Origin of the sequence: Methylophaga sp. UBA5088 (genome assembly GCF_002414625.1) — a bacterium.
In the GTDB taxonomy this organism is placed as follows: Bacteria; Pseudomonadota; Gammaproteobacteria; order Nitrosococcales; family Methylophagaceae; genus Methylophaga; species Methylophaga marina.
Window position 1 is genome coordinate 1,319 of sequence record NZ_DIAC01000111.1, and the last position, 1,072, is coordinate 2,390.

A 1,072-nucleotide genomic window follows, 5' to 3' on the forward strand; every position below is an offset into this window, starting at 1 on the left:
AATGGCTGGGTTGATGATCCTCTCGTGTTTGTCTCAATTGCTGAAGATGGCACCGTGACGATTGTCGCTCATCGTTCTGAAATGGGCCAAGGCGTTAAAACAAGTTTACCTATGGTGGTTGCCGATGAAATGTCTGCTGACTGGGCAAAAGTGAAAGTTGTTCAGGCAGAGGGTAATGAGAAACGCTATGGTAACCAGAACACCGATGGCTCGAGAAGTATGCGCCATTTTTTCATGCCTATGCGTAACGTCGGGGCAGCGGCAAGAATGATGTTAGAAGCTGCCGCCGCGGCGATATGGTCGGTGCCTGTCAGTGAAGTAAAAGCTGCGAATCATCAGGTCGTTCATGCGGCTAGTGGACAATCACTAGGTTATGGTGAGCTTGCTCAGAAAGCGGCCGAAATGGATGTGCCCGAAAGCCAAAACCTGATTTATAAAACTGCAGATGAATTCAATTACATCGGCAAAAGTGACAATAGGCTCGTTGATGGGGCCGATATCGCTACTGGCCAAACAACGTATGGTATGGATGTACGCCTTGATGATATGGTCTATGCTGTTATCGCGCATCCTCCAGCTTATGGCGATACACTCAAATCTTACGATGATACGGAGACCTTAAAAGTACCTGGCGTACTCAAAGTTCTGACCTTGCCCAGTAGCCCGCCTCCAGCTGTATTTAATCCACTAGGTGGGGTGGTTGTTGTCGCGACCAACACTTGGGCGGCAATTCAAGGTAGAGAGAAATTATCTATCGAATGGAACGCGGGCCCTAACCGTCAGTATGATTCAGAAGCCTTTCGTAAGACTTTAGAGCGTTCCTCACAGCAAAAAGGGGGCAAGGTCATCAGAAGCAAAGGTCAAGCGTATGAAGCAATGGCCAATGCCAGCTCAACAATTTCTGCTGACTACTACATTCCTCACCTAGCACAAGCGCCAATGGAACCTCCTGCTGCGACGGCACGGTTTGTTGATGGTATATGTGAGATTTGGACTGCAACCCAGAACCCACAGGCTGGTGTTGATACCGTTGCGAAATGGCTGGAAGTAAAACCTGAGCAGGTTAAGGTCT

1 protein-coding gene is annotated in these 1,072 nt (G+C 48.7%); it reads left to right on the plus strand.

The window, feature by feature from the left end; genetic code table 11:
* On the plus strand, positions 1 to 1,072 hold a 1,072-nt coding region (locus tag B4K20_RS14005), incomplete at both ends, for a molybdopterin cofactor-binding domain-containing protein (RefSeq protein ID WP_289283362.1).